Origin of the sequence: Methylobacterium nigriterrae (assembly GCF_037106235.1) — a bacterium.
GTDB lineage: Bacteria > Pseudomonadota > Alphaproteobacteria > Rhizobiales > Beijerinckiaceae > Methylobacterium > Methylobacterium nigriterrae.
The window spans coordinates 24,574-45,951 of sequence record NZ_JBAWTG010000004.1; the positions used below are offsets into that span (position 1 = coordinate 24,574).

General features: G+C 73.4%; 18 protein-coding genes. 9 read left to right on the forward strand and 9 right to left on the reverse strand.

Annotation, left to right across the window (positions count from 1 at the left end; all coding sequences use genetic code 11):
• Positions 1-34 precede the first annotated feature (34 nt).
• From WDW90_RS04220 to WDW90_RS04255, 8 genes are all read left to right on the forward strand, one after another.
• Positions 35-541, forward strand: a complete 507-nt coding sequence (locus tag WDW90_RS04220; protein ID WP_336486028.1) for an A24 family peptidase — start codon at positions 35-37, stop codon at positions 539-541.
• Positions 542-680: 139 nt separating this feature from the next.
• A complete protein-coding gene (cpaB, locus tag WDW90_RS04225) occupies positions 681-1,484 on the forward strand; it encodes a Flp pilus assembly protein CpaB (protein ID WP_336486029.1) in 804 nt (267 codons plus the stop codon).
• 38 nt (positions 1,485-1,522) lie between these two features.
• On the forward strand, positions 1,523-3,064 hold the full coding sequence (locus WDW90_RS04230) for a type II and III secretion system protein family protein (protein WP_336486030.1): 1,542 nt from the start codon (positions 1,523-1,525) through the stop codon (positions 3,062-3,064).
• Between the two features lie 77 nt (positions 3,065-3,141).
• Positions 3,142-3,891, forward strand: coding sequence for a CpaD family pilus assembly protein (locus WDW90_RS04235; RefSeq protein WP_336486031.1), 750 nt, complete (start codon positions 3,142-3,144; stop codon positions 3,889-3,891).
• Between the two features lie 61 nt (positions 3,892-3,952).
• Entirely contained in the window at positions 3,953-5,209 is a 1,257-nt protein-coding gene (locus tag WDW90_RS04240; protein ID WP_336486032.1) for a CpaE/TadZ family protein, read from the forward strand.
• 70 nt (positions 5,210-5,279) lie between these two features.
• The gene (locus tag WDW90_RS04245) at positions 5,280-6,722 is read left to right on the forward strand and encodes a TadA family conjugal transfer-associated ATPase (protein WP_336486034.1); all 1,443 of its coding nucleotides are present in this window, start codon (positions 5,280-5,282) and stop codon (positions 6,720-6,722) included.
• Positions 6,722-7,693 carry a type II secretion system F family protein gene (locus WDW90_RS04250; RefSeq protein WP_336486036.1) on the forward strand — a complete coding sequence of 324 codons (972 nt, stop codon included), beginning with the start codon at positions 6,722-6,724 and terminating at the stop codon, positions 7,691-7,693. Before WDW90_RS04245 ends, WDW90_RS04250 begins: the two co-directional genes overlap by 1 nt.
• Before the next feature lie 50 nt (positions 7,694-7,743).
• Entirely contained in the window at positions 7,744-8,697 is a 954-nt protein-coding gene (locus WDW90_RS04255; RefSeq protein ID WP_336486037.1) for a type II secretion system F family protein, read from the forward strand.
• 177 nt (positions 8,698-8,874) lie between these two features.
• Here WDW90_RS04255 and WDW90_RS04260 read toward each other — a convergent pair whose 3' ends face one another.
• Complete coding sequence (locus WDW90_RS04260; RefSeq protein ID WP_336486038.1) at positions 8,875-9,750, reverse strand: tetratricopeptide repeat protein; 876 nt, start codon at positions 9,748-9,750, stop codon at positions 8,875-8,877.
• 206 nt (positions 9,751-9,956) lie between these two features.
• On the opposite strand from WDW90_RS04260, the gene WDW90_RS04265 reads away from it, so the two are divergent.
• On the forward strand, positions 9,957-11,357 hold the full coding sequence (locus WDW90_RS04265; RefSeq protein WP_336486039.1) for a leucyl aminopeptidase family protein: 1,401 nt from the start codon (positions 9,957-9,959) through the stop codon (positions 11,355-11,357).
• 394 nt (positions 11,358-11,751) lie between these two features.
• Here WDW90_RS04265 and WDW90_RS04270 read toward each other — a convergent pair whose 3' ends face one another.
• The 8 genes from WDW90_RS04270 to WDW90_RS04305 all read right to left on the reverse strand — a co-directional run bounded on the left by WDW90_RS04270 (position 11,752) and on the right by WDW90_RS04305 (position 21,216).
• A complete protein-coding gene (locus WDW90_RS04270) occupies positions 11,752-12,924 on the reverse strand; it encodes a M20 aminoacylase family protein (RefSeq protein ID WP_336486040.1) in 1,173 nt (390 codons plus the stop codon).
• A 368-nt stretch (positions 12,925-13,292) separates the two neighbouring features.
• A complete protein-coding gene (gene cueR, locus WDW90_RS04275) occupies positions 13,293-13,754 on the reverse strand; it encodes a Cu(I)-responsive transcriptional regulator (RefSeq protein WP_336486041.1) in 462 nt (153 codons plus the stop codon).
• Positions 13,751-16,234 (reverse strand): heavy metal translocating P-type ATPase, encoded by a 2,484-nt coding sequence (locus WDW90_RS04280; RefSeq protein WP_431310972.1) that lies wholly within the window; start codon positions 16,232-16,234, stop codon positions 13,751-13,753. Before WDW90_RS04280 ends, cueR begins: the two co-directional genes overlap by 4 nt.
• Positions 16,235-16,359: 125 nt before the next feature.
• Positions 16,360-17,631, reverse strand: coding sequence for an ATP-binding protein (locus WDW90_RS04285; protein WP_336486176.1), 1,272 nt, complete (start codon positions 17,629-17,631; stop codon positions 16,360-16,362).
• A 20-nt stretch (positions 17,632-17,651) separates the two neighbouring features.
• On the reverse strand, positions 17,652-18,713 hold the full coding sequence (locus WDW90_RS04290) for a lysylphosphatidylglycerol synthase domain-containing protein (protein WP_431310978.1): 1,062 nt from the start codon (positions 18,711-18,713) through the stop codon (positions 17,652-17,654).
• A 637-nt stretch (positions 18,714-19,350) separates the two neighbouring features.
• On the reverse strand, positions 19,351-19,983 hold the full coding sequence (locus WDW90_RS04295; protein WP_336486046.1) for a uracil-DNA glycosylase: 633 nt from the start codon (positions 19,981-19,983) through the stop codon (positions 19,351-19,353).
• A complete protein-coding gene (locus tag WDW90_RS04300; protein WP_336486047.1) occupies positions 19,976-20,731 on the reverse strand; it encodes a PIG-L deacetylase family protein in 756 nt (251 codons plus the stop codon). Before WDW90_RS04300 ends, WDW90_RS04295 begins: the two co-directional genes overlap by 8 nt.
• Before the next feature lie 194 nt (positions 20,732-20,925).
• Positions 20,926-21,216, reverse strand: a complete 291-nt coding sequence (locus tag WDW90_RS04305; protein ID WP_336486049.1) for a hypothetical protein — start codon at positions 21,214-21,216, stop codon at positions 20,926-20,928.
• Positions 21,217-21,378 lie beyond the last annotated feature (162 nt).

Genomic DNA, 21,378 nt, shown 5'->3' on the forward strand with positions numbered 1-21,378 from the left:
CCTCCCAACCGTCACTGCTCGCAGGCGCGACGTCATGGCAACGCTCGGTCTCCAGATCGTCTTCCCGTTCCTGATGGCCTACGCCGCAGCCAACGATCTCCTGACGATGCTGATCCCGAACCGGATCTCGCTCGCCCTCACGGCCGCCTTCGCGGCCGTCGCCGCCACCGGCATCCTGACCTGGCCCGAGATCGGCGCGCATCTCGGTGCGGGCGCCCTCGTGCTCGCCGTCACCTTCGCGCTGTTCGCGTTCGGCGTCATCGGCGGGGGCGACGCGAAGCTCGCCGCCGCGACCGCCCTCTGGCTCGGCTTCGACGGGCTGATGGATTACGCGCTCGTCGCCTCGATCGCGGGCGGAGCGCTCACGCTGGCGCTGCTCGCCGCCCGCGCCCAGCCCCTGCCCGGCGCGGTCGCCCGGCTGCCCTTCGCCCTGCACCTGCACGACCGCAAGACGGGCGTGCCCTACGGCATCGCGCTCGCCGCCGCCGCCCTGATCGTGCTGCCCGACACGCTGATCTGGTCGCGCGCCGTGGCCGGCTGACGGGGCCTTCGTACGCCTGTGCCGTTCCCGGCATCCGGGGCCGGCGCGACGGTCACGTCTCCTTAACCGTAATTTGACGAATTTCCTGCAAGTCTGACCGGACTGACGGCATCCGCCGTCGCGTGTTCCCGGCCCGACGATGAAACCAGCCCGTCTTGCCGTCCTCGCCATCGCCCTCGTCGCGGGCGGCGGGGCCGCCTTCCTGATGAGCGGAGAGGATCCGCCGCCGGCCGCCGTCGCCAAGGCGGAGCCGCCACCGCCGCCCGTGCCGCTCTCCGAGGTGCTGGTCGCGGCCGCCGAGCTGCCGATGGGCCAGACCCTGCAAGCGGCGGACCTGCGCTGGCAGAAATGGCCCGCGGACGCGGTCGCGGCCGGCTACATCACCCGCAACACGGCGCCGAAGGGGCTCGAGGAGGCGGCGGGCTCCGTGATCCGCGGCGCCTTCCTGGCCGGCGAGCCGATCCGCCAGCAGAAGCTTGCCCGCCCCGGCAGCGGCTTCATGTCGGCGATCCTGCCCGCCGGCATGCGCGCGGTCGCGATCGTCACGGACAGCCGCGGCACGAACTCGGCGGGCGGCTTCATCCTGCCCAACGATCGCGTCGATGTGATCCGGACCTACCGCGACGAGGAGAGCTCGCGCAGTTCCGGCAGCGACGTCCAGGTCTCGCAGATCATCCTGCAGGACGTGCGCGTCCTCGCGGTCGGCCAGCTGATCCAGGAGAAGAACGGCACCAACGTCGTCACGGGCGAGACCGCGACGCTCGCCCTGACGCCGTCCCAGGCCGAGACCATCACGCTCGCCCAGAAGGTCGGCTCGCTCTCGCTGGCGCTGCGCAGCCTCGCCGATTCGGGCCGCGTCACCGAGCCCGAGGCCAAGCCCCAGGCCGATGCCGGCCTCACCGTCGTGCGCTTCGGCGTCTCCAAGCAGCAGACGACGCGATGACGCGCGCACCGTCCGCCGGCCCCGGGAAGGCTTCCGCGATGACCCAGACCCTGCGCAACCGCGCGGCCGCCCTCGCCGTCGCGGCCAGCCTCGCGGCGGCGGCGCCCGGCGCCCGTGCCGCGCCGGCGCCGGGCCGCGCCGATCCCGCGCTCACCGCGGCGCCCGTCCTGACGGTCGGGAGGGCCGAGGCCTCGGCCTCGCGCAAGATCGAGCTGACCGCCGGGCGCTCCGTCATCGTCGACCTGCCGACCGACGCCAAGGAGGTCTTCGTCGCCAACCCGAAGGTCGCCAACGCGGTGGTGCGCTCCACCCGCAAGGTCTTCGTCATCGGCATGGAGAACGGCACCACGTCGATCTTCATCATGGATGCCGGCGGCAACCAGATCGCCGCCCTCGACGTCACGGTGGCGCGCGACCTCAACCTCAACATCCTGCGCCAGACCCTGATCCAGACGATCCCGAACGGCCGCTTCGACATCCGCTCGAACGGCGATTCGGTGCTGCTCTCGGGCTCGGTGAACTCGTCCTCGGAAGCCGCCCAGGCGGTCGACATCGCCAACGCCTTCGTGGGCGTCGGCGGAGCCGGCGGAGCCGGCGGCGCCGCGGCCGGGACGCGCGGCGCGGTGATCAACAACCTGACGATCCGCAACAAGGACCAGGTGATGCTGCGCGTCACCGTGGTCGAGGTCGCCCGCTCGATCATCAAGCAGTTCGGCATCAACACGAGCGGCAACTGGTCGGCATTCAACCCGGTGAACAGCATCGTCAACAAGGACACCGGGCGCCTACCGTACGACTTCGCGAATTCCCTGCCCTTCCCGATAACCGGCGGGACGACGCCGGCCGGCAACCTGCTTCAGGGCTCGATACAGGCCGGCGGCTTCTCGCTCCAGGCCACCCTCAAGGCCTTCGAGCAGGCCGGCGTATCGCGCATCCTGGCCGAGCCGACCTTGACTGCGATCTCGGGGGAATCGGCCAAGTTCACGGCGGGCGGCGAGATCCCGGTCCCCGCCTCGGCCTCCTGCGGCACCGCCGTGATCTGCACGCCGGGCATCACCTTCAAGACCTACGGCGTGTCGCTCTCGTTCACGCCCGTGGTCCTGGCCGACAACCGGATCTCGATCCGGGTCGGCACCGACGTCACCGAGATCGACCCGCAGAACAGCTTCAACTACGCGGTCGGCACGCAGACGGTCGCGGTGCCGGGCACCAAGGTGCGCCGGTCCGAGACGACGGTGGAGCTCCCCTCCGGCAGCGTGATGATGACGGCGGGCCTGATCCAGCAGGTCAACAAGGCGGCGATCAGCGGCCTGCCCGGCCTCCTCAACCTGCCGATCCTCGGCGCCCTGTTCCGCTCGCGGGACTACCAGCGCCAGGAGACCGAGCTGATGATCCTGGTGACCCCCTACATCGCCAAGCCGATGGAATCGGCCCAGGTCTCGCGGCCCGACGACGGCTTCGTCGACGCGACGGACGCGCAAGGGGTCCTGCTCGGGCAGATCAACCGCCTCTACGGCGTCGCCGGCGCGCCGCCGCTCGGCGCCCGCTACCGCGGCCGCGTCGGCTTCATCACCGACTAGCCCCGACCGACAAGGACCCGGCGACAGCTCGCCCCAGCCGTCGCCGCCCGCCCGGACGACCACAGGATTCGCGACCGATGAACCCGCCCGCCTCCCTCCGGCCCGTCCGCGCCCGGCAAGCCGCCGCCCTCGCGGCCATGTCGCTCGTCGCCGCGCTCCTCGGGGCCTGCCATTCCGGGCCCGTCACGACCGGCTCGGTCTACCCGACCGATTACCGCGCGCGGCACCCGATCGTGCTGGCGGACGGGACCCGCAGCCTCGACGTCTTCGTGAACGGCAGCGGGCACGTCGACCCGCGCCAGACCGCCGACATCGACGCCTTCCTGCTCGAATACCGCCGCTACGGCCGCGGCGCGCTCCTCGTGGAGCTGCCCCGCGGGGTGGCGCCGGGGCTCGGCGCCGCGGTCGAGCGGAGCGCTGCCGCGATCCGCCGGATCGGCGCCGAGGGCGGGCTCTCGGCCCGCGACGTCGTCGTCTCGGGCTACCCGGTGGCGAACCCGGCGCTCGCCGCGCCGATCCGCCTCAGCTTCCAGCGGATGGAGGCGAAGGTCACGAGCCAGTGCGGGCTCTGGCCGCAGGATCTCGGCGTCGGCGATCCCGTCTTCAACATGCGCAACGAGCCCTACTGGAACCTCGGCTGCTCCATGCAGAAGACGGTCGCCGCCCAGGTCGCCGATCCGGTCGACCTCGTGCGCGGCCGCCCCGAGGGCCGGATCGACACCGTCCGCCGCACCCAGGACATCGGGAAGCTGCGCGAAGGCAAGGATCCGTCAACCGCGTGGCGGCAGGATGGACAGACGAGCGTCAAGAGCCAGGTCGCCAATTAAGGCCGCCCTGCCGCCCCCCCCGCGACCGCCGATTCCCCAGCCCCGAGCCGGAAAGCCCGTCATGTCGGACCTCCCCGAGACGCCAGAGCGCATCATCGCCCCGGTGCCGCGGATCACGATCCAGGCATTCTGCGAGACCGCGGAGACGGCCGGCCTGATCGAGGCCGCCGGCGACGACCGGCGGATGCAGAAGGCGCACATCAAGGTGCAGATGGGCGGCGGCCCGGCCGCGGTCGAGGCCTATCGCCACGCGCCGACGCCCAACGTCGTCATCATCGAGACGCAGGGCGCCAAGGCCAAGCCGCTCGAGTGCCTCGACGCCCTCGCGGAGGTCTGCGATCCCGGCACCAAGGTGATCGTGATCGGCCACGTCAACGACGTCTCGCTCTACCGCCAGTTCATCCAGCGCGGCGTCAGCGACTACCTGATCGCTCCGGTGGAGCCGCTCAGCCTGATCGTCGCCCTCTCGGACCTGTTCACGGCCCCGGGCGTCAAGCCAGTCGGCCGCACGATCGCGGTGTTCGGCGTCAGGGGCGGCATCGGCGCCTCGACGGTGGCCCACAACCTCGCCTGGTCGATCGCCCGCGGCCAGGGCACCCAGACGGTGATCGCCGATCTCGACATCGCCCACGGCACCGCGAGCCTCAACTTCAACCAGGACCCGCCGCAGGGCATCGCCGAGGCGGTCTTCGCGCCCGAGCGTCTCGACGCGGCCCTCGTGGAGCGCCTGCTCTCGAAGTGCAGCGACAACCTCTCGCTGCTCTCCGCGCCCGCCAGCCTCGACCGGACGATCGACGTCTCGGAGGCCGCCTTCGACGGGCTCGTCGACCACCTGCGCGCCGCCGTGCCCTGCATCGTGCTCGACGTGCCCCATCAATGGTCGGCCTGGACGAAGCGCGTGCTGGTCGGCGCCGACGAGATCCTGATCGTGGCGGGGCCCGACCTCGCCTCCCTGCGCAACGCCAAGAACCTGTTCACGGCGCTGCAGGCCGGGCGGCCGAACGACCGGCGTCCCCGCATCATCCTCAACGGCGTCGGCGTGCCCAAGCGCCCGGAGATCGGGGCCGCGGATTTCGCCAAGGCGCTGGAGGCGCCGCTGTTCGCGAGCCTGCCCTTCGAGCCCGCCCTGTTCGGCGCGGCGGCCAATAACGGGCAGATGATCGCCGAGATCCAGCCCGGCGCCAAAGCCGCCGAGATCTTCTCCGACCTCGCGGCCGCCCTGCTCGGCCGGCCCGAGACGCGCAGGGCGCGCGGCACCCTGCTCGAGCCCTTCCTCGAGCCTCTGCGCGCCAGGCTCGCGCGCCGCAAGGCGTCCTGAGCCATGTCGACGGCACGCATGTCGGCGGCACGGCTCCTGCCCGCGCGGCGGCCCCTGCAGGAGGCGGTCCATGTTCGGTAGACGGCAGGCGACCGCTCCGGCCGGCCCCACCCCGCCGCCCGCCCCGGCGCCGGCCAAATCCGCGGCGCCGATGGTCCTGCAAGAGAGCGCGGCGCCCAGGCGCGTCGAGCCGATCATCCTCGCCCAGGAGGCGCAGCGCTCGGAGGATTACTACCGCACGAAGAGCATGATCTTCGGCGCGCTGATCGAGGCCATCGACCTCGCCCAACTCGCCCGCCTCGACGCCGACACCGCGCGCGAGGAGATCCGCGACATCGTCTCGGAGATCATCGCCCTCAAGAACATCGTCCTGTCGATCGCCGAGCAGGAGGAACTGCTCGACGACATCTGCAACGACGTGCTGGGCTACGGCCCGCTCGAGCCGCTGCTCGCGCGCGACGACATTGCCGACATCATGGTCAACGGCGCCAACCGCACCTTCATCGAGGTGAGCGGCAAGATCCAGCTGACCAACGTGCGCTTCCGCGACAACCAGCAGTTGATGAACATCTGCCAGCGCATCGTGAGCCAGGTCGGCCGGCGCGTGGACGAGGCCTCGCCGATCTGCGACGCGCGCCTGCCGGACGGCTCGCGCGTCAACGTGATCGCGCCCCCGCTCGCCATCGACGGGCCGGCGCTGACGATCCGCAAGTTCAAGAAGGACAAGCTCACCCTCGACCAGCTCGTGCGCTTCGGCGCGATCTCGCCGGAGGGGGCCGAGGTCCTGAAGATCATCGGCAAGGTCCGCTGCAACCTCGTCATCTCGGGCGGCACGGGCTCCGGCAAGACGACGCTGCTCAACTGCCTGACCGCCTTCATCGAGCACGACGAGCGGGTGATCACCTGCGAGGACGCGGCCGAGCTGCAGCTGCAGCAGCCCCACGTGGTCCGCCTGGAGACGCGGCCGCCCAACATGGAGGGCCAGGGCCAGGTCACCATGCGCGACCTCGTCAAGAACTGCCTGCGCATGCGGCCCGAGCGGATCATCGTCGGCGAGGTGCGCGGACCGGAGGCCTTCGACCTCCTGCAGGCCATGAACACGGGCCACGACGGCTCGATGGGGACGCTGCACGCCAACTCCCCGCGCGAGTGCCTGTCGCGCATCGAGTCGATGATCACCATGGGGGGCTTCACGCTGCCCTCGAAGACGCTGCGCGAGATGATCTGCGGCTCGATCGACGTCATCATCCAGGCGACCCGCCTGCGCGACGGCTCCCGCCGCATCACCCACATCACCGAGGTGCTCGGGATGGAGGGCGAGGTCATCACCACCCAGGACCTGATGCTCTACGACGTGCTCGGCGAGGACGCGCACGGCAAGCTGATCGGACGCCACCGCTCGACGGGCGTCGGCCGGCCGAAATTCTGGGAGCGCGCCCGCTATTACGGCGAGGACCGCGCGCTCGCCGCCGCCCTCGACGCCGCCGCCGCCCTGACCGGGCCGGAGGTCTGATGGGCGCGCTCAACCTGCCGCTCGCCGCCGGCCTCTGCGCCGTCGCCGCGGGGGCGGTCGCCTACGCGGTCGTGCTGCCGCTGGTCTCGGGCGAGCGCCGGGCGGCCCAGCGCCTCAAGGCGGTCAGCGCCTCGGTCTCGGCCGCCGCCACCCGCGGCGTCGCGGTCAATCGCCGCGAGCAGGTGGCCAAGACCCTCAACGAGATCGACGCGAAGGCGAAGGGCCGGAAGGTCTCGCTGGAGCTCAAGATCGCCCGCGCCGGGCTGAGCTGGACGAAGCAGACCTACTATCTCGTCTCGGCGATCCTCGCGGTTCTGCTCGGGTTCGTCGTGCTGGCGCTGACGGAGAGCCCCGTCGCGGGCGCCGGTGGGGCCTTCGCGGGCGGGCTCGGGCTGCCGCTCTGGCTGCTTGCCTGGCTGCGCAAGCGCCGCATCAAGAAGTTCATCCTCGAACTGCCGAACGCCGTGGACGTCATCGTGCGCGGCATCCGGACCGGCATCCCCGTCAGCGACTGCTTCCGCATCGTCTCGCGCGAGGCCGAGGAGCCGGTGCGCGGCGAGTTCAAGACCGTGATCGAGACCCAGACGCTCGGCCTGTCCCTCACCGAGTCGATCGCGCGCCTGCACGACCGCGTCCCGGTGCCCGAGGTGAACTTCTTCGCCATCGTGATCAGCATCCAGCAGCAATCGGGCGGCAACCTGTCGGAGGCGCTGAGCAACCTGTCGCGCATCCTGCGCGAGCGCCGGAAGATGGCCGGCAAGGTCCAGGCGATGAGCATGGAAGCCAAGGCTTCCGGCGGCATCATCGCGGCCCTGCCCTTCGTGGTGACGATGATCACCTACCTGACGAGCCCCGAATACATCTCGCTGCTCTGGACCACCGATACGGGCAAGCTCGCCCTGGCGGGCTCGGCCGTGTGGATGATGCTCGGCGTCTTCACCATGAAGAAGATGATCAACTTCAAGATCTGACGGGATCGGCCCCGCGCCAGACGGCGGCGGGGTCCCGGGAGGCGCGCGGCATGATCCTCGAGAAGCTGATGGATACGCGCCTGCTCGGCGTGGCGCTCACCGGCGTCGCGGTGGCGGCCACCGCCGTCGCGGTGCTGCAGCCGCTCCTCGAGCCCGACCGGCTCGGCAAGCGCATGAAGCTCGTCAGCGACGAGCGCGAGGCGATGCGCCGGCGCGAGCGCGACCGGCTCGCCAACAAGGTCACGCTGCGCTCCGAGCCGAAGGCCTACATGAAGCGGGTGGTCGAGCGGTTCGACCTCAACCGCTGGCTCGGCACGGAGACCGCCAAGCGCCACCTGCTGATGGCGGGCTACCGCGGGACCGGCGCCGAGACCGGGTTCCTGTTCTTCCGCCTCGTCATGCCAATCGCCCTGACGGTCGCTGCGGCCTTCTACGTCTTCGTCCTCGAAGTGCTCGACCAGCCCCTGACGATCCGGCTCGGCGCCGTGATCTTCGCGGCCTATCTCGGCATCAAGCTGCCCGAGCTGTACCTCATCAACAAGTCCAAGAAGCGCCAGGCCGAGGTCAGGCTCGCCTGGCCGGACGCCCTCGACCTCAGCCTGATCTGCGTGGAATCCGGCATGGCGGTGGAGAACGCCTTCCGGCGGGTCAGCACCGAGATCGCGCCGCAGTCGGTGGTGCTCGCCGAGGAACTCGCCCTGATGACGGCTGAGCTCTCCTACTTGCCGGACCGCCGCATGGCCTACGAGAACCTCGCGAGCCGCATCGGGCTGGAGCCTGTGAAGGCCGTGACGACCGCGCTGATCCAGGCGGAGCGCTACGGCACCCCGGTCGGGCAGGCGCTGCGGGTCCTCTCGCAGGAGAGCCGCGACCACCGCCTGAACGAGGCCGAGAAGAAGGCCGCCGCGCTGCCGCCGAAGCTGACGGTGCCGATGATCCTGTTCTTCCTGCCGGTCCTCTTCGTCGTCATCCTGACGCCGGCGATCATCCAGATCATGCGCTGACACGCGCTCCGCTCGCTCGGAGCGGAGCGCGTGTCGGCAAGCCCGCGCGGCATGTGACGCGAAGCCCGGATCCGCGAGCCCGAAGGGATTGATCGGATCTGTTCATGGGGCAGGCTCATGGGGCGGGCTCATGGGGCGGGCGCCGGCCCCGGTCGCCGCGGCCCGCGGGACCGGGCCTCATCCCCGCGGCGGGTTGGCCTTGCGGGCGGTCTTGTCGGCCGCCTGGATCGCCTTCCAGCTGTTCGGCTGAGCGACGAGCGCGCGCAGGGCGGCGGCGTTGGCGGCGGCCTCCTCCGGCGGCAGCACCTCGCGCAGCGTCGCCTCGGCCTCCGGGAAGCGGCCCTTCAGGCCGAGCACGAGGGCGAGGTTCTGGCGCACGCGCGCGTCGGCACCCGGCTGCCCGACGGCGCGCCGCAGGGTGCTCTCGGCCTGGTCGAGGCGGCGGGCGAGCGCGTAGGACAGGCCGAGATTCGACAGGATCGTCGGCTCGTCCGGCCGGATCTTGAGGGCGGCATCGTAGAAGGCCTGGGCGCGGGCGTGGTCGCCGAGCTGGTCGGCCACCGAGCCTTGCGCCGAGAGGACGCGCCAGTCGGGCTGGGCCGGGGTATGGGCGTTCTGCAGCACCTCGGCCGCCTCCTGCAGGCGGCCGACCTCGGCCAGGGCCTTGCCGTAGGCGGCGAGCACCGCGCTGTTCTTCGGGTTGCGCAGGGCCGCCTGCTGGAGCACCGCGACCGCCTGGGTGGTCTGTTCCGTCGCCCGCAGGCCCTGGGCATACCGCATGGCGGTGCCGAGATCGTTGGGATCCGACGTGTATTTCGCGCCGAGCGCGTCGACCTCGCGGCGGCTGATCGTGCGGGGCCCGCTCGTGCCCCCGCCGAAGCCGAGGGCCGACAGGCCGGAGCCGATCGAGCCCGTGGTCTCGGGCGAGCGCGACTGGCATCCCGCCGCCAGGAGCACGAGGACGGCGGTGGCGGCGAGCCGTGCCCGGCGGCCCTGGCCGCAGGGCCTGCCGCGCTCGGGGATCTCGGGGGCCTGCGATCGCACCGTGATCATCCTACGCTCCGGACAGGTTGGCGGCCCCGCGCTTCACGGGTCCGACCCTCCGGTGATAGAGCGTTAACCCTAACCCGCGGTTAAGGTACGGCCCGGTACGCCGGCCCCGGCCGGGCCGTCCGCCATCCGGCACGCCCCGTGGTCCAGAAAATCCCATAACCCAGCCAGTCCCATAACCCAGCCAGTCCCATGAGCCGGCCAATCCCATGACCCAGCCCGCCCCCGATCCCGCGCCGGACTTCCTGCCCGCCGGAACCGCCGCCGTCCCGATCCGCTGCGTCGGCAGCACCGACTGGCCGGAGGTCGAGGCGTCCCTGAGCGGACCGCAGGCGGCCTATGCGCGGGCGATCGACTTTGCCCCCAAGGCCGGCCGCCTCGCCCTGCTGCCGGGGCCGGACGGGACGCTCGCCTGCGCGCTGTTCGGCCTCGGCGACACGGGCGCCGCGTCCTACGACCGGCTCCTGCCGGGCAAGCTGCCGGGGCTGCTCCCGCCCGGCGCTTACCGCCTCGCCGGCGACGCGGTCGATCCCGCGCAGGCCGCCCTGGCCTGGCTCCTCGGCAGCTACCGCTTCGGGCGCTACCGCTCGGCGTCCGCCGAGCGCCCGCGCCTCGTCGCGCCCGACGACGTCGATGCCGACGAGATCGCCCGGATCGCCGGCGCGGTCGCGCTGGGGCGCGACCTCGTCAACACGCCCGCCAACGACCTCGGGCCCGCCGAGATCGAGGATGCGGCCCGCGCGCTCGCGGCGCGCCACGGGGCGGAGATCGCCGTCATCGGCGGCGAGGCGCTCGCGCGCGACTTCCCCCTCGTCCACGCGGTCGGCGCCGCCTCGGACCGGGCGCCGCGGCTGATCGACCTGAGCTGGGGCGAGGCCGACGCGCCCGCCATCGTGCTCGTCGGCAAGGGCGTCGCCTTCGACACGGGCGGCCTCGACATCAAGCCGGCCGCCGGCATGCTCCTCATGAAGAAGGACATGGGCGGGGCCGCCGCCGCGCTCGCCGCCGCCGACATGGTGATGGGCGCCCGGCTCCGGCTGCGCCTGCGCGTGCTGATCCCGGCCGTGGAGAACGCCGTCTCGGGCAACGCCTTCCGCCCCGGCGACGTGCTGGCGAGCCGCGCCGGGCTCAGCGTCGAGATCGGCAACACCGATGCCGAGGGCCGCCTGATCCTGGCCGACGCCCTCGCGCTCGCGGATGCCGCGGCGCCCGACCTCATCGTCGACTTCGCGACGCTGACGGGCGCCGCCCGGGTGGCGCTCGGGCCCGACCTGCCCGCCTTCTTCACCGAGGACGAGGCGCTCGCCCTCGAGGTCGCGGCGGCGGGCGATGCCGCGCTCGACCCGGTCTGGCGGATGCCGCTGCACGCGCCCTACGCGAGCCTGCTCGATTCGAAGGTCGCCGACCTCAACAACGTCTCGGGCGGCCCCTTCGCGGGGGCGATCACCGCGGCCCTGTTCCTGCGCCGCTTCGCGCCGGAGACCCGGGCCCACGTTCATTTCGATCTCTACGGCTGGAATCCGTCGACGAAGCCCGGCCGCCCCGAGGGCGGCGAGGTCCAGACCGCCCGCCTCGTCTACGCGCTGCTGAAGGCCCGGTACGGGCAGTGAGGGCTGCGGGGGCGCTCCCGCCGCGGGCTCGCGGGCTCACCGAGCGATGCCCGCAACCGGCCCGACGTCGCGGAATCGGGCGCGTTTCGCCTCTCTCCTGTGCGGGCTGCGACCCCCCGGGGCCCGATCCGGATCCTGGTCCCGCCCGCGACCTCATCCTGAGGCGCCGCAGCGCAGCGGAGGCCTCGAAGGATCCCGCCAGGCGTCTGCGGGTCCTGGAGGCCTCCTTCGAGGCCGCTGACGCGGCGCCTCAGGATGAGGTCAAGGGTCGGACGGACCGCTCCGCCGGGTGCCGGATCGGATCCGTGCCGATCTCGCACGCCGCGTTGTGGTGGTCGCCAAGCCCGTCCGGGCGGGGACGCGCGCCGCGTCGCGCCGAGGCGCGTTCCCGCTCTCACCCCGCCATCGGCAGCCCGGTCTCGATCAGGCGGGCCCACAGGGAGGCGCCGTAGGGGGCGGCCTCGTCGTTGAAGTCGTATTCGGGATGGTGCAGGCCGGCGCTGTCGCCGTTGCCCATGAAGATGTAGGCGCCGGGCCGGTGGGCCAGCATGTAAGAGAAGTCCTCGGCCGCCATCAGCGGCGCGACGTTGCGCTCGACCTGCGCCTCCCCGACGAGGCCCGCCGCCACGTCCGCCATGAAGGTGGCCTCGGCCGGGTGGTTCTCGGTGACCGGATAGCTGCCGCCGAACTCGATCGCGCCCGAGGCCCCGAAGGCGCGGGCGACGTCGGTGACGATCGCGTCGATGCGCGCCTTCATGGCCTCCCGCACCTCCCCCGAGAGCGCCCGCATGGTGCCCCGCAGGGTGACGCGGTCGGGCAGCACGTTGAAGGCCTCGCCCGCCTCCAGCGCGCAGACCGAGACCACGGCCGAATGCAGCGGGTCGACCGAGCGGGAGACGACCGATTGCAGCGCCACGATGACATGGCTCGCCACCAGCACGGTGTCGACGGCGAGTTGCGGCAGCGCCGCGTGGCCGCCGCGGCCGCGGATCGTGATGGTGAAGCGGTCGGTCGAGGCCATGATCGGGCCGGGGCGGATCGCGAACCGGCCGATCGGCAGGCCCGGTACGTTGTGCAGGCCGTAGACGCTCTCGATGCCGAAGCGCTCCATCAGCCCGTCATTGACCATCGCCTCGCCGCCGCCGCCACCCTCCTCGGCCGGCTGGAAGATCATCACGGCTGTGCCGTCGAAGTCGCGGGTCTCGGCGAGGTACCTGGCGGCCCCGAGCAGCATGGCGGTGTGCCCGTCATGGCCGCAGGCGTGCATCCTCCCCAGCACCGTCGAGCGGTGGGGGAGATCCCGCGCCTCCCGGATCGGCAGCGCGTCCATGTCGGCGCGAAGCCCGATCGCCCGGTTCGAGGCATGGCCCCGCCCCCGGATCAGGCCCACGACGCCGGTGCGGCCGATGCCCGTGGCGACCGCGTCGCAGCCGAAATCCCGGAGCTTGCCGGCGACGAAGCCGGCGGTGCGCTCCACGTCGAAGAGCAGCTCCGGATGGGCGTGGAGATCGCGGCGCCACGCGGTGATCTCGTCCGCGAAGGCGGCGATGCGGTCGATGACGGGCATGGGTCCGAACTCGTGAGGGGCGGGCCGCGAGGGCGCACTGCCCCGTGCGGAGCAAACAGGAGGCCAGGAGCCGGGTCAATCGCGGTCGCGGCCTCGAGGGCCGCGACCCGGCCCCGAGGCCGCGGCCGCCACGCGTGATACGGGGTCCGCTCGATCCCTTGGGTGTTGGTGCGGGGTCCCGCCCTCGCCCTCATCCTGAGGCGCCGCGCCAGCGGCCTCGAAGGAGGCCTCCGGCGGCCCCTGTGCTCCCTGGAACCCTCCTTCGAGGCCTCCGCTCCGCTGCGGCTCCTCAGGATGAGGTCGAGGATAAGAAGCTCAACGACGAACCGAAGGGATCAACCGGCAACGGTATGAGCCGTGAGGACCCCTCAGCCTGGCCCGGGCCCCGGCCCGCGCCGGCGCCGGGGCGGCCCGGGCGGTGCGGCAGCGAGGTCGTCGAGGATCGGGCAATCGGGGCGGGCATCGCCGCCGCAATGCTCGGCAAGCTCTCGAAGCGTGCGCGCCATGCCCTGCAGCTCGGCGATGCGCCGCTCCAGCGCCGCGACGTGGTCGAGGGCGATAGCCTTCACCTGGGCGCTCGCGCGGGTCCGGTCGCGCCAGAGGGCGAGCAGCTCGCTGATCGCCTCCACCGAGAAGCCGAGGTCGCGCGCCCGGCGCACGAAGCGCAGAGTGTGGAGGTCGGCCTCCGCGTAGTACCGGTATCCGCTCCGCGTGCGGGTCGCCGGGGGCAGGAGCGCGATCTCCTCGTAGTAGCGGATCATCTTGGCCGAGACGCCGGTGAGGCGCGCGGCCTCCCCGATGGTGACGCGCCCGGCCGCGCCCGCGCTCACGCGGCCCTCGCCGAGGCGACCGTCGCGCCGGCCCGGCGCAGGCGCAGGGCGTTGCCGACCACGAACACGCTCGACAGGGCCATGGCGCCCGCCGCCAGAACCGGCGAGAGCGGCGGCCCGCCGAGGAGCGTCAGGGCGCCCGCCGCCACCGGGATCAGCGCCGCGTTGTAGGCGAAGGCCCAGAACAGGTTCTGGCGGATGTTGCGCATCACCGCCCGCGACAGGGCGACCGCTTCGGCCAGGGCGCGGGGATCGCCCGACATCAGGACAACGTCCGCGCTCTCCACCGCGATGTCGGTGCCGGTGCCGATGGCCAGCCCGACCTCGGCCTCGGCCAGAGCCGGCGCGTCGTTGATGCCGTCCCCGACGAAGGCGACCGGCCCGTGGCCGGCGCGGAGGCGCTGCACCGCCTCGACCTTGCCGCCGGGCAGCACCTCGGCGGCGACCTCGACGATGCCGAGCGCGCGGGCGACCCCTCGCGCGGTGGCGGCATCGTCGCCCGTCACCATCGCGACGGCGAGGCCCCGCGCCCTCAGCGCCGCCACCGCCTCGGCCGCGCCGGCCTTGACGGGGTCGGCGACCGCGAGAAGGGCCGCGAGGCGCCCGTCGAGCGCGACGTAGAGGGGGCTGCGCCCCGCCTCGGCGAGGCTGCCGGCCTGCGCGGCGAGCGCCTCGGTCGCGATGCCGAGCCGCTCCATGTAGCGGCGGGCGCCGATCGCGACCACCCGGCCCTCGACGCGGCCCGCCACGCCGAAGCCCGCCAGAGCCTCGAAGCTCTCGGGCTCCGGCAGCGCGAGGCCGCGCGCGCGCGCCGCCGCCACGATCGCGCCGGCGAGCGGGTGCTCGGAGCGCGCCTCCAGCGCCGCCGCCGCTCTCAGAACCGCCTCCTCCGGGAAGCCGGGCGCGGCCACGAGGTCGGTCAGCGCCGGGCGGCCCTCGGTGAGCGTGCCGGTCTTGTCGAGGGCGACGACGCGCACCTCCTGCAGGGCCTGCAGCGCCGCGCCGTTGCGGAACAGCACGCCGCGCTCGGCGGCGCGGCCGGTGCCCACCATGATCGAGGTCGGGGTGGCGAGCCCCATGGCGCAGGGGCAGGCGATGATCAGCACCGCGATGGCGTTGACGAGGGCGTGGCCGAGGGCCGGCGCCGGCGCGAGGGCGAGCCAGGCCAGGAAGGTCGCGAGCGCCACCGCGACGACGACCGGCACGAAGCGGGCGGTGACCCGGTCGACGAGGGCCTGGATCGGGAGCTTGCCCCCTTGCGCGGCCTCGACCATCCGCACGATCTGCGCCAGCACCGTGTCGGAGCCGATCGAGTCGACCCGCAGGTCGAGGCTGCCCCGCTGGTTCAGGGTGCCGCCGACCGTGCGGTCGCCGGGGCGCTTGGCGACGGGGGCCGGCTCGCCCGTCACCATGCTCTCGTCGACGTAGCTCTCCCCGGACAGGACCGTCCCGTCGGCCGCGACCCGCTCGCCGGGGCGCACCCGCACCACGTCGCCGACGCGCAGCGCGCCGAGGGGCGCCTCCGCCTCGGCGCCGTCCCGCACCACGCGGGCCGTCCGCGGCGCGAGGTCGACGAGCCGGGCGATGGCCTGCCCGGTGCGGCCCCTGGCGCGGGCCTCCAGCAGGCGCCCGAGCAGGATCAACGTGACGATGAGGACGCTCGCCTCGAAGTAGAGATGCTGGCTGCCCGCGGGCAGCCAGGCCGGCGCGAAGGCCGAGACGAGCGAGTACAGGTAGGCGGCGCCGGCGCCGAGGGCCACGAGGGCGTTCATGTCGGGTCGGCCGCCCACGAGCCCCGGCAGGCCCCGCGCGAAGAAGCGGCGGCCCGGTCCCGCGAGCACGAGGGTCGCCAGCGCGGCCTGCCCGTAGGCGCCGGCCTGCGCGAATCGGTGGAGCGCGGGCGAGAGGTGGCCGCCCATGTCGAGCACGACGACGGGCAGCGACAGGAGCGCGGCGAGGACGAGGTCGCGCCGCAGGCTTCGCGCCTCGCGCTCGCCCCGGTCCGCGCGCTCGCCCGGGGCGGCCTCGGCGAGTGGGCGCGCCGCGTATCCCGCCCGTTCCACCGCCGCCACGAGCTCGGCCGGCGCGACGAGCCCCTCCGGGTGGCGCACGGCGGCGGTGCCGGTCGCGAGGTTGACGCTCGCCGCGCCCACGCCCGGCACCCCGGCGAGCGCCTCCTCGACGCGGGCCACGCAGGAGGCGCAGGAGAGGCCGCCGAGCGACAGCCGGGTCACGGCCTCGGGGATGCGGTAGCCCGCCGCCGCCACCGCCTCGGCCGCCTCGGCCGGGCCGGTCCCGGCGAGGCTGGCGCGGGCGGTGGCGAGGTTGACGGAGACGTCGCGCGCGCCCGGCAGCGCCGCGAGCGCCCGTTCGACCCGCCCGACGCAGGAGGCACAGGAGAGGCCGAGGACCGGGAAGCTCAGGCTCCGGCCGGCTGCGGCGGAATCGGACATGGGGTGCGGGTCCCTGCGATCATCCATGCCGCCTCATGTGGGGCTTCCCATCGTGGGAAGGTCAAGGGGCGTCTCCCGGGCCGCCGCCGCACGGGGCGAGGAGGCCCGCGCTGCGCGCTCGCGCAAGCCGGGTCCGGGATCGCCCCGGCCGGTCACGGGCCCGCATCCTCGTGGGCGGGCAGGCTCACCCGCACCAGGGTGCCCTCCCCCACGCGGCTCTCGATGGCGAGGCGCCCGCGGTGACGGTTGAGGGTGTGCTTGACGATGGCGAGGCCGAGGCCGGTCCCGCCCTGCTGGCGGCTCGAGGCGGCGTCGACCCGGTAGAAGCGCTCGGTGAGGCGCGGGATGTGCTCGGGGGCGATGCCGGGTCCGTCGTCGCGGACGGTGATCTCCACCTGCGGCGTGCCCCGCCGCCCCTCCTCGCTGCGGCTCAGACCCACCGCGACGGTGCCGCCGCCGTACTTGACGGCGTTCTCGATCAGGTTCTCGACGACGCGCATGAGCTCGTCCCGGTCGCCCGGCACCAGGTAGGCCGCCTCCCCCGCCTCCAGGCTGATCGCGACGCCGCGCTCGGCGGCGAGCGCGGCCTGCGCGTCGACCATCTGGCGGGTGATCGCGCCGAGATCGACGCGCTGCGTCGGCACCACGTGCTCGCGCAGCTCGATCCGCGAGAGCGACAGGAGGTCGTCGATCAGCCGCGTCATGCGCTGCGCCTGGCTCAGCATGATGCCGAGGAAGCGCTCGCGCGCCGGCGCGTCGTTGCGGGCCGGGCCCTGCAGCGTCTCGATGAAGCCGACGAGGGAGGCGAGCGGGGTGCGCAGCTCGTGGCTCGCATTCGCCACGAAGTCGACCCGCATGGTCTCGAGGCGCCGGGCCGAGGTGAGGTCGCGCAGGAACAGCACCACGTTCGGCTGCCCGCCGCCATGCCCGCCGCCCTGCCCGCCGGCTTCCGGCATCGGCAGGGCGCCGATCTGCACCTCGAAGGCCCGCTCGGTGGGCACGCGGGTGGCGTAGGCGGTCTTGAGCGGCTGGCCGGTGCGCAGGACCTCCTCGATCCCGTCGAGGACGTCGGGGGTGCGCAGCGCGAAGGACAGCGGGTGGCGCAGCTTCAGCGCCGGCAGCAGCGCGCGGGCGGCGGGGTTCGCCTCCAGCACCACGGCGCGGCGGTCGATCAGGATGACGGGGTCGGGGATGTTGGCGAGCAGCGCCTCCGCGATGGCGGGCCGGCTCGGGCCCGCCGGGTCGGCGGCGGGCCGCGCCGGGCTGCCGCCGCGCCCGGCCACGAGCCCCGCCAGCGCCACGGCGCCGAGCGCGCTCGCCAGGAAGGCGAGGTCGAGCCCGCCGCGCAGGAGCGCCTCGCCGGCGAGCACGATGGCCACGATCGTTGCCCCGGTCCAGGCCGATCGGCGGGCGCCGCGCGCCATCGTCCGCAGCATGGCCCGGCTCAGGCCGGGCCGGACCGGTCGCCGCGCATCTGCCGCGACCGCTTCACGATCTCGTAGGCGCCGAGCATCGCGAGCGCCGTCACGAAGGGCACGAGGTAGTAGCAGACCCGGAACAGGAGCAGCGAGCCGAGCACCTGGTCGCGGGGCAGGCTCGACAGGGCGAGCAGGATCGTCGCCTCGAACACGCCGAGGCCGCCCGGCGCGTTCGAGGCGATGCCCAGCATGGCGGCGAGCACGTAGACCGCCAGGAAGGTCGTGAAGCCGATGGCGAGGCCCTGCGGCAGCAGCACGTAGAGCACGGCCGCCGCCGCGCAGACGTCGCCGATGCCGACGATCATCTGGCTCAGCGAGACGGAGGCGCCGGGCAGCTCCAGCCGCCAGCCCTTGACCTTGACGCTGCGGCGCTTCAGCGAGACCCAGGCGAGGTAGCCGAGCACGGCGACGAGCGCGGCGAGCCCCGCCCCCTGGTTGAGGCGGATCGACGTGAAGGTCAGCCCGGCGAGCTGCCCCGCCTCGATGATCAGGCTCAGGCCCAGCACCACCCCCATGCCGAGCCAGAAGGTGAAGCCCGCGATCACGGTCAGCGCCGCGATCTTGGCGGCCGAGAGCCCCTGCCCCGAATAGATCCAGTAGCGGATCGTGCCCGCCGTCAGCAGCGGGAAGCCCAGCGTGAAGCTCACCGCGTAGCTCGTGAAGGAGGCGAGCGCGGTGATGCGGTAGGGCACCCTGATCTTGAGCTGGCGCAGGGCCAGCGCATCGTAGCCCGTCAGGAACAGGTAGCTGACGGCCACGAACAGGAAGGCGAGGCCGAGCTGCCCCGCGGTCGCGGCCGTGAAGGCGGCGTGCAGCTCGGCCCAGGTGACGGTCTGGATGAGCTTCCACAGGACGCCGAGGGAGACCGCGAACAGGACGATGCTCGCCGCCGTGCCGATCCAGGCATAGCGGCCGCGGATGCCGCGCTTGCGCGCGACCTGCGGCACGCCCGCGGCCTCGGCGGTCCGGTCGACCTCGAGTTCCTCGGCCGCGTCGAGCGCCTTCTGCTCGTGTCCTGCAAAATTCATGTCGATCGGCGTCCGCCTCCGCCGGTAGCCGCGCTCGACCCGGCAGGGCGGCGCGACGGATCCTGAGCTCATGCCGGACCGCGGCCCGTTGGCGAGGCATGTAGGGGCTTCGGGTCCGAAAGGCCAGCGACGGCCGCGGGATACCAGAGACGATCCCCATGCCGCGGCCGGGCGGCCCCTCACGTCCCGACTTGGCAGGTCGACTCGGCAGGTCGACTCGGCGGGTCGACTTGGCGGGTCCACCCATCGCGGCCGGGCACGCCTCACCTCTCCCGTTCGGGAGAGGTCGAGTCGGCGAAAGCCGACCGGGTGAGGGGTGCGCCGTCTCCGGAGAGGTCGCACCCCTCACCCCGTCCCTCTCCCGCACGGGAGAGGGGACCCGCGCCCGGCCTTGCGAACCATCGAGCCCCGCACCGACGTCCTCGTGAATGCCGGCGGAGTCGGCGCCGCCGCCTCACCTCTCCCGTTCGGGAGAGGTCGGGTCCGCGGAACGCGGACCGGGTGAGGGGTTCGCCGTTTCCGGAGAGGTCGCACCCCTCACCCTGTCCCTCTCCCGCACGGGAGAGGGGACCCGCGCCCGGTCCCGTATCGGTCGAGCCTCGCGCAGCGGGCGTCGATGCGGGAACCCCGTGTCATCCTAGGAGAGCGCAGCCGCCTGCAGCGCCTGCGCCGCACGGCTCAGGCCGTCGCGGATGCGGTGCGCCACGTCCGGCGAGGTGCAGACATAGGTCGGGCTCGGGTGCGGGATGGCGACGACCGGCAGGCCTGGCCGCAGGGCCGCGACGGCGGGGCGGGCCGCCCCGGCGAAGCGGCCCGCCAGCACCACCACGGCAAGGCGCGGCAGCAGGTCGAGCAGCGGCGCGAGATAGGGGCCGGCGGCCGCGAGCTCCGAGCGGCGGGGCGCCCGGTTCAGCGCCCCCTCCTGGTGGATCACCCAGGGAATCGCGTTCCAGATCAGGCTGTCGCGGCGCGCGATCCCCGCTTCCGCGAGGAAGCGGAACAGGTTGGCCGCGGTGCCGGTGGCGTTGTCGCGCGAGACGAAGCCGGTGCGGAAGATCGCGGGCCCCGGCGTTTCGAGAAGCAGCAGCATCCGGGCCGACACCCCGCCGTCGAGCGGGTCCGGATCGGGCACCGCCGCCGCGCGCTCGGCCGCGATGGCGCGCGCGAGCGCGCGCAGCGGGGCGAGATGGGCCGCCCCCTCGGCGAGCGCCCGGCGGGCTCCGAGCTCGGCCGGGTCGGCGAGGCTCTTCGGGCGCTCGGGCTCAGGCATCGCGCCCCGGCACGCCCTCCGGCAGGTGCCCCGAGACGCGGAAGCGCTCGAAGCCGCCCTCCTCGGCGAGGCGGCGCGAGAGCCCCTCGCGCCCGCCGAACTGGAAGCCGATCTGGCTGGCATAGGCCGCGCAGGCCGCCTCCTTGCGCGCCTCCTCCTCGGGCCCGAGCGCGACCTCCCGGATTGCGAGCCCCGAGACGGTCTCGCGCAGGGGCTCCTGCGGGGCGTGGCCGCGCACCGTGTAGGGAAAGTCGCGCCACCACAGCAGCGGCGCCTCCGGCCCGGCGGCGGCGAGGGCCCTGACGACCTGCAGGTGGTCGGCATGGCCGCCGATCGCCTGGGGGACGAGGACCAGGTCGGGCCGGGTCCCGGCGAGGAGGTCCCGGAAGGCGGGGGCAAGCTCCCGAACGATCCCGTCATCCTCCCGCGTCCCGGCGAAGAGCTCGGGGGCCGAGCCGTAGCCGCGATGGGGCGCCTCGCGGAACGGCAGGTGCACCGGCTCCGCGACGCCGAGCGCGCGGGCGGCCGCCCGATCCTCGGCGCGGCGCAGGTCCATGTAGTCGATCTCGGGCGCGAGCCCCTTGTCGAGCTGGCAGGCGAGCGCGAAGCCGGTCGGCTCGGCCACGCTCGCGGTGAACACCGTCGCCATCACCACCCGCCATCCGGAGGCCGCCAGGCGCGCCAGCGTGCCGCCGCACGAGAAGGCGGCGTCGTCGAGATGGGGCGAGAGGGCAAGGGCGGTGGGCATCGGTCACGTCGCGGCTGACGCCCGGAGGCCGGGCGCGCCGGGCCGGGCAGAGATCGGGCGCGGGGGCTCCGCCTTCAACCCCGCCGCGGCGTCGACCGCAGCCTTGCCCATGTGGCGTCAGCCGCCTTCTTGCCCGTGTGGCGTCAGCCGCCTTCTTGCCCTGCGGCGTCAGCCGCCTTCTTGCCCATGCGGCGTCAGCCGCCCGCGCCGACCCGGAATGCGCTCGCGCAGGTCACGAGCGGGTCCGCCCCGCAGCGGGGGCACGGCCCGGTCAGGGTCACGAAGCCGCGCTCGGACACGCGCCCGCACCGCTCGGCCTCGCTGCAGCGCGGGGCGATCCGGACGCGGTAGAGGAACCGGCAATGGCCCTGGTACATCATCGGGGTCTCCGCGCTGCGCCGGCTGGCCCTGCCGCCGCGCATGTCCTCACGGGAGACGAGCCGCCCGTCGGGACGGCGGAAGACGTTGATCCAGTACCCGGCCATGCTCCGCCGCCCGATCGTCGCGCCACGTCAGACGAGAATGCCCGACCCGCTGCCCGCCCACAGGCCCGGCGCAGGAGGACGCCGTCATCAATTGTGGCATACTGCATGCCAATACCGATCGCGCAAGCGTGCGGATCGAGAACGTGTCCGGACACGGCTGCA